8 protein-coding genes and 3 tRNA genes are annotated in these 7,146 nt (G+C 49.6%); 2 read left to right on the top strand and 9 right to left on the bottom strand.

What is annotated here, in order from left to right; genetic code table 11:
- Positions 1–2: 2 nt before the first annotated feature.
- The 6 genes from RTY00_RS16350 to uvrY form a co-directional block, all read right to left on the bottom strand.
- Positions 3–85, bottom strand: a tRNA-Leu gene (locus RTY00_RS16350).
- An 11-nt stretch (positions 86–96) separates the two neighbouring features.
- A tRNA-Cys gene (locus RTY00_RS16345) sits at positions 97–170 on the bottom strand.
- A 42-nt stretch (positions 171–212) separates the two neighbouring features.
- A tRNA-Gly gene (locus RTY00_RS16340) sits at positions 213–288 on the bottom strand.
- A 270-nt stretch (positions 289–558) separates the two neighbouring features.
- On the bottom strand, positions 559–1,107 hold the full coding sequence (gene pgsA / locus RTY00_RS16335) for a CDP-diacylglycerol--glycerol-3-phosphate 3-phosphatidyltransferase (RefSeq protein WP_008102316.1): 549 nt from the start codon (positions 1,105–1,107) through the stop codon (positions 559–561).
- Between the two features lie 68 nt (positions 1,108–1,175).
- A complete protein-coding gene (gene uvrC, locus RTY00_RS16330; RefSeq protein WP_312665136.1) occupies positions 1,176–3,008 on the bottom strand; it encodes an excinuclease ABC subunit UvrC in 1,833 nt (610 codons plus the stop codon).
- Positions 3,001–3,660, bottom strand: a complete 660-nt coding sequence (gene uvrY, locus RTY00_RS16325; protein WP_008102320.1) for a UvrY/SirA/GacA family response regulator transcription factor — start codon at positions 3,658–3,660, stop codon at positions 3,001–3,003. The genes uvrC and uvrY overlap by 8 nt, the downstream gene beginning before the upstream one ends.
- 431 nt (positions 3,661–4,091) lie before the next feature.
- On the opposite strand from uvrY, the gene RTY00_RS16320 reads away from it, so the two are divergent.
- Positions 4,092–4,319 carry a DUF2594 family protein gene (locus RTY00_RS16320; protein WP_007887303.1) on the top strand — a complete coding sequence of 76 codons (228 nt, stop codon included), beginning with the start codon at positions 4,092–4,094 and terminating at the stop codon, positions 4,317–4,319.
- A gap of 32 nt (positions 4,320–4,351) precedes the next feature.
- Here the strand turns inward: RTY00_RS16320 and RTY00_RS16315 are convergent, their stop codons facing one another.
- Together RTY00_RS16315 and sdiA are read right to left on the bottom strand one after the other, a co-directional pair.
- Positions 4,352–4,963 carry an acyl-homoserine-lactone synthase gene (locus tag RTY00_RS16315; protein WP_008102322.1) on the bottom strand — a complete coding sequence of 204 codons (612 nt, stop codon included), beginning with the start codon at positions 4,961–4,963 and terminating at the stop codon, positions 4,352–4,354.
- A gap of 121 nt (positions 4,964–5,084) precedes the next feature.
- Positions 5,085–5,807, bottom strand: coding sequence for a transcriptional regulator SdiA (gene sdiA, locus RTY00_RS16310; RefSeq protein WP_154192191.1), 723 nt, complete (start codon positions 5,805–5,807; stop codon positions 5,085–5,087).
- Positions 5,808–6,372: 565 nt separating this feature from the next.
- Here sdiA and RTY00_RS16305 point away from each other — a divergent pair.
- Entirely contained in the window at positions 6,373–7,047 is a 675-nt protein-coding gene (locus RTY00_RS16305; protein WP_008102325.1) for a DUF4396 domain-containing protein, read from the top strand.
- Here the strand turns inward: RTY00_RS16305 and RTY00_RS16300 are convergent.
- Positions 7,048–7,146, bottom strand: a 99-nt coding sequence (locus RTY00_RS16300) for an extensin family protein (protein ID WP_312665137.1), incomplete at its 5' end; no start/stop codon positions are given.

Here is a 7,146-nt window from a genome sequence, read left to right as displayed (position 1 = left end):
GGTGCCCGGGGCGGGACTTGAACCCGCACAGCCATAAGCCGAGGGATTTTAAATCCCTTGTGTCTACCGATTTCACCACCCGGGCAGGGTGTAAATTGGAGGCGCGTCCCGGAGTCGAACCGAGGTAGACGGATTTGCAATCCGTTGCATGGCCACTCTGCCAACGCGCCTTTAATCTGATATGTAATCCGTTGAATACGAATCACTAAATTTGGAGCGGGAAACGAGACTCGAACTCGCGACCCCGACCTTGGCAAGGTCGTGCTCTACCAACTGAGCTATTCCCGCATAATCTTCGTCTTTCAATTTGTTGCTGCGTTAGCTTCCATCACTCACACAGGTCACTTACTGAAGTAAGCTCTCTGTGATTCGTTCAGTTGCTGCCTTGCTACAAATTGAAATACTCGATTCTGTATTTCATCATCGAACTTGCTGATTTAATTCAGCTTCTTGCAGAATCGCTGCTGTTCGATGCGATGCATTCTACTTATCTGACGCAGTGAGTCAATATAATTATCCACACACTGCGTCCGTTTGCTGCTTTTTAAATCGCATCGATCAGCTATCGAGCAAATCGCCGCGCGCGGCGCTCAAATACTGGAACATTGACCAGAAAGTCAGCACCGCGGCGATGTACAGCGCAACCACACCCACGCCTACCACCGTGGCTTCAGGACGCCACAGCAAGGCAAACAGCGAGAACATTTGCGCGGTGGTTTTCACTTTGCCAATCCACGACACCGCCACGCTGCTGCGTTTGCCAATCTCTGCCATCCACTCACGCAGTGCAGAGATGATAATCTCGCGGGCGATCATGGTTGCCGCAGGCAGCGTAATCCACCATGCATGGAAATGTTCCGCTACCAGCACCAGCGCAATAGCCACCAGCACTTTATCCGCCACCGGATCGAGGAACGCGCCAAAACGCGTGGTCTGCTTCCAGCGACGCGCTAAAAAACCATCAAACCAGTCAGTGACCGCAGCAATCACAAAGATCAGCGCAGTAGCAAAAGGAGCCCATTGAAATGGCAGATAAAACGCCAGGACAAAGAAGGGAATAAGTACGACTCGAAACAGGGTAAGACACGTCGGAATGTTAAATTGCATATGCCAGTAACTGTCTGGTGTGAGTAGGGTTTCATGTATGTTCCTACATTGCCCCCCCTCTTTCAACGTTAGTGTTTCAGTGAGTAGTAGATTTTTTCCGCCAGCGCGGTAGAAATCCCCGGCACTTTAGCAATCTCATCGACGCTGGCATTCATCAACGGTTGCAGGCCACCCATATACTTGAGCAGCTGTTGGCGCCGTTTTGGCCCCACGCCTTCAATGCTTTCCAGCGCGCTGGTGTTCTTCACTTTGGCGCGTTTTTTCCGGTGACCTGAAATCGCATGATTGTGAGAGTCATCACGAATATGCTGAATCACATGCAGTGCAGGCGAGTCCGGCGGCAATGAAACGCCCTCACCTTCCGCTTCAAAGAACAGCGTCTCCAGCCCAGCTTTACGATCGCTGCCCTTCGCCACGCCGAGTAAAATCGGACGATCTTTATCCCACGGCACATTCAGCTCGGCGAACACCTGTTTCGCCTGCGCTAACTGGCCTTTACCGCCGTCGATGATAATCACGTCGGGGATTTTGTCCTCTTCCAGCGCTTTGCCATAACGACGGCGCAGCACCTGATTCATCGCCGCGTAATCATCGCCCGGCGTGATGCCTTCAATGTTGTAGCGACGGTAATCGGAACGCAGCGGACCATCGCGATTGAATACTACGCACGATGCAATGGTCTGCTCGCCCATGGTGTGGCTGATGTCGAAGCACTCCATGCGATGGATGGTATCGAGCTCGAGGAACGTCGCCAGCGCTGCCAGACGCTGCTGAATGGTCGAGTGCTGTGACAGCTTTGTAATCAGCGCCGTTGCCGCATTGGTACGCGCCAGTTTCAGGTAGCGCGCGCGGTCGCCACGCGGCTTACTTTGAATATTCACCTTGCGCCCCGCCAGCACGCTAAGCGATTCGGCCAGCAGCTCACGTTCTGGCAGATTAAAGTCCAGCAGGATTTCCGCCGGTAAAGTGCGCGCTTCACTGCCTTGCAGATAGAACTGGCCGACAAAGGTTTGCACCACTTCGGTCAGTTCGGTATCGGCGGGCACTTTCGGGAAGTAGCTGCGGCTGCCGAGCACTTTGCCCTGACGAATAAACAGCACGTGCAAACAGGCCATGCCGGCATCAAAGGCCACGCCCATCACATCCAGGTCTTCACCCTGATTGGAAACAAACTGCCGCTCGGTAACACGCCTTACCGCCTGAATCTGGTCGCGTAAGATCCCCGCCTCTTCAAAACGCAGCTCCTCACTGGCCGTTTCCATGCGTTTGACCAACTGATTGATTACCTGATCATCTTTGCCCGCGAGGAACAGACGCACGTAATCGGTTTGCTGCGCATACTCCTCTTCACTAACTAAACCCGAAACGCAGGGTCCAAGGCAGCGGCCAATCTGATACTGTAAACACGGCCGCGAACGGTTGCGATACACGCTGTTTTCACACTGGCGAATCGGGAAAACCTTCTGCAGCAACGCGAGGGTTTCACGCACTGCATAGCCATTTGGAAACGGCCCAAAGTATTCGCCTTTAGCATGCTTCGCACCACGGTGCATCGCCAGGCGCGGATGGCTATCGCTGCTGAGAAAAATGTAAGGATAGGATTTGTCATCGCGCAGCAGCACGTTATAGCGCGGCTGGTAGAGCTTGATGTAGTTATGCTCCAGCAGCAGCGCTTCCGTTTCGGTGTGCGTCACGGTGACGTCGATGTTCTGGATGTTGCTGACCAGCACTTCAGTTTTGCGACTGCCCACCTGCGTACGGAAGTAGCTGGTCAGGCGCTTTTTGAGGTCTTTGGCTTTGCCAACATAGATCACCGTGCCGGTCGCATCGTACATACGGTAGACGCCGGGTTGGCTGGTCACGGTGCTGAGAAAGGCTTTGGAATTGAAGACGTCACTCACTACTGATTAATGGCTCCGCATTGAACAGGCCATGTCGAATGGCCAAATGCGTTAACTCGACGTCGCCACTGATATTCAGCTTACTGAACATGCGATAGCGGTAACTGTTAACGGTTTTCGGGCTGAGACTAAGCTGTTCGGAGATTTCCGTCACTTTCTGCCCGCGCGTGATCATCAGCATAATCTGCAATTCCCTTTCCGACAAACAGCTGAAGGGTGATTCGGCTTTTTGCGGTTCGATCTGGCTGAGTGCCATTTGCTGGGCAATATCGGAGGCGATATAGCGTTGCCCCGAATGCACTGAGCGAATCGCACTCACCACTTCCTGCGGCGCGGCCCCTTTACTGAGATAACCTGCTGCGCCCGCCTGCATTACTTTCGCCGGCAGAGGATTTTCGGTATGAATGGTGAGCATGATGATGCGGATGTCGGGATTAAAGCGCACAATTTTGCGTGTCGCTTCCAGGCCGCCAATACCGGGCATGTTCATGTCCATCAGCACTACGTCAACCGGATTGCTGCGGCACCATTTCACGGCGTCTTCACCGCAGGCCGCTTCACCGGCTATGACGAGTCCTTTCATATCTTCCAGAATGCGGCGAATACCGGCGCGGACCAGTTCATGGTCATCAACAAGAAGCAGGCTGATCAACGGGACGTACTCCGCAGGTTAAGAAAGGGAAATATATTTCAGAGCGGCTATCTTACCGGTTTTCAGGTGGAAAAAACATCTATCGCCACAGATAAATCTCAAATGAAATGATGCAAATCAATAACATTCTTTTGATCTTGCTTTTACAGCACGGGGCAATAACATGCAAAATTACAGAAGTAAAATTGTGACTAATATCATTAAGTTATAATTTATAGCTCGATTTTGTTGTCGCACTCTGATTGCCGGGTAAATAACAGCTCAATGCTAATTCTGATTGCTGACAAATAGCGCAATGCGCAATTAAATCGCGGTCTGGCTTTTACCGCTTCGCCTGCATTAAAATTCGTCTGACAACCATATGATATACTCTCTTTTTTACGCACAGGAAGAATGTGTCTACATTGAGTAACACCACCAAGGAGTCAATTATGAGTGATGAAGATTTCGCAACTTCACGAGACACGCAGGCGCTGGCAGACGAAGTCGCCTGTCTGAAAATGATGGTGACGCTGATTCTGAAAGGAATGGGTCAAGCCGATGCCGGTAAGGTGATCATCAACATGGAGCGTTATGTGCAAGCTTCGTTAGGCGATAAGCCGCAGGCGGAAGTGTTTAATAACACAATTCGTCAAATCAAAACCGCTTACCGTCAGTAAGCGATATGCCCCGCGCGCGATGCGCGGGGTATTTAGCTGTGCGATTGCCAGTTCACTGAAACACCTAGCGATGGCAGCACCTCTTCCGGGCTAAAGCGTCGCGTTCCACGATACTTCTCCGCCAACGCTGGTTGATCAACCGGAATGCGAATGGCAAACAGATTGTCCTCAGATTGGATCAAGCCAGGTGAAAGCGGCTCGTAGACCACCTGATGCTGTTCAAACATCTTCTCAAGCATCGGCGTCGCCGAACTGATCAAATACTCCATGCCGCTCAGTTCTGCTAACTGCACCGAGTGCCACAAAATACTCAGCGGCAGCTCTGCGTCTACTTCAAGGCGCGCCGAGAAGCGCGACATTTCCCAAACCTTTTCCTGATCGAAAGGCAAAACAAAACCTTCCGGCACTTCTGGTTCATGCCACGGCAACAGTCGTGCGCAACCACAAATACCCTGACGAGCGTTCCAGGCAATCAACCAGGTAACATCCGAGCGATCAAACCGATCGTACTCTTGCCCTGGCGTACTTAATCGCGGTGGAATCGACCACCCTTCGCCGCGCGCAAACACGCTATAGCGATACGTTCCCAGTTCTGCCAACAGTGAGGACGGCATATCCTTAAGCTGTGTTTGAATTACTTTCATCATGCGCCTCTGACATCCCCATGTATGCAATGATTTCTTTGAGCCAGCCTGGCAACATTGCGCGCAGGGTAGACAACTGACACTGGAGAAGGAACTACTAAAATTAGTAGTTGCGTTTTCGCTATATCAGGCCAACTGCTGCGGCATAACAGGCAATCTGCGTTTTATTGGAAACATTAAAACGCTTTTGCATATTCTTTTGGTGAAAATTCACCGTATGTTCAGATATGGCTAAAATAAGTGAAATTTCCGCAGACGTTTTTCCTTCCGCCGTCCATTTCAGAATTTCTAATTCACGCTGACTAAAATCGTTAGATAAAACGACCATAGAATCATCATTCAGACGCTCCAGCACGCGCAAACTCAGTTCCGCCAGAAGATGCAGTTTCACCTCTAGCTGTACACGTAAGTGTTGGGTCTTACTGTGAAGCGTCGATGCAATTGATAATATACCAATGGTACGATTGGGTGCCATTGCTGAGCAGGAAAAGCCGCTCATTAATCCTGCGGCGTTAGCTTCCGCCCATAAATTACCCGCACCGGTAAATAAATCGCGCGTCCATTCCACACCACGTCCCGGCCGCTGACAGAGTAATAGCACCGGATCGACTGCATAATAGTTCTCACTTTCGTAGCGTTTTACCCAGCTTTCCGGGTACGTACTGAACAAAAACAGGCGCGGCCGGGTAAAAGGCACCGGATGCTGAACCAAAAAAGCGAAGTAATCAAAACCCAGCTTTTCAATCTGCTGTTGCAATAGCGATTTCAAATGCGCCACTTGGGTTAGCGCCAGAAATTCATTTTCCATTTCGTCTCGCCAGACGAAATAATTATCGGTCGTCATTATTGCCTTAGCGCTGTTTCACGCTTTTACATTCTGAAATTGATTCGTGTTAACGCAAAAAAATAAATTAGCCAGACAAAAAATATTGATTGAAAAGAGAGCATATTTGCCAGCAGCGGGCATAACTCTTCTAATGTCAATGCTTTAACGTAATGGAAATGTGTAAGTTCACGCTATTTGTTAACAGGTTCACAACTTTAATTCCTCAGCGGATTAGAATAGGATTTTTCTGAAGTAGTTTCAATCACCCGTTTGATTGAAAATGAACGTTAGATTGATAAATTTTTAGCATCGTCATTAACTAAAATTAACGCATGGCAAAGCATATTCTTTTGCTATCAACGCCATTTCCACGGTGAATTAGTTTTTACTTAATCTTAATCCCACCTATTTCTGCGGTTAAGATAATGCTTTTAGTAATGATGTGATTTCTCTCACGCTGATTCACGGCTACGCTTAATACTCGCGGCATGAGAAATGAAGGTAAAGAGGCAATGGGGGGCAATGCGACAGACCGGCTCAGGCGCATTGTCGCAGGTAGGTGGGAAACTCAGCGGAACCGACTATGTTGAACCAGTTGGCATTACCTTTCCTTGTTCTGGGCGGCTGTACTGCCCTGATGATTCTAAAAGACCTGTTTCGCCATCCGCATCCTGTCGCGGTGATGAATATCATTTGGCCCATTACTGGCTTATATATGCCTTTTATTGGCTGGATAGCCTGGTGGTACTTAGGCCGCAAGCCTTCACAACAGCAAAAACTTGCGCTGCTGGTACCCCAAAAAATACGCAGTAATGCCAGCTGGCAAACCATATTTATTTCCACTTCATTATCCGCAGCGGCCTGTATATTCGGCGATATAATGACAATCCCGATAGTCACATTACTAAAACAATTTGCCTTTAATCCAACGATTGGGATGCAGGCGCTTATTTGCATTATCGTTTCATTGTTCATCGGATTACTATTTCAATTCCTGGCGATTCGTCAACGTGAAAAACATTCATTTGGCGGCGCATTATTATTGGCGTTGAAAACCGAGATTTTCCCACTGCTGATTTATCAATTAGGTATTTTTATCTTTATGGCGTTGGCCCTAAAGTTTGTGCTGCACGAGCAAGTCAATCCGCTGCTGGTGGCATTCTGGTTTATGCTGCAACTGGCAATAATGATTGGCTTTATTTTCTCCTGGCCGGCTAATCATTTCCTGATAAAACGTGGGCTTAATCCGGCGGTCTAGCTAACGACAGTAACCCGAACCGCGCATGCCGAGATGAAAATGGCTGGCATGCGCGGCGTTGTAATCGGGGCCCAGCGCATTACCGAAAGTCGCACAGCC

It is taken from the genome of Pantoea sp. CTOTU49201, from assembly GCF_032054795.1.
In the GTDB taxonomy this organism is placed as follows: Bacteria; Pseudomonadota; Gammaproteobacteria; order Enterobacterales; family Enterobacteriaceae; genus Pantoea; species Pantoea symbiotica.
Note: the sequence above shows the minus strand (reverse complement) of the source record. Positions and strands in the feature narration are given on the sequence as shown.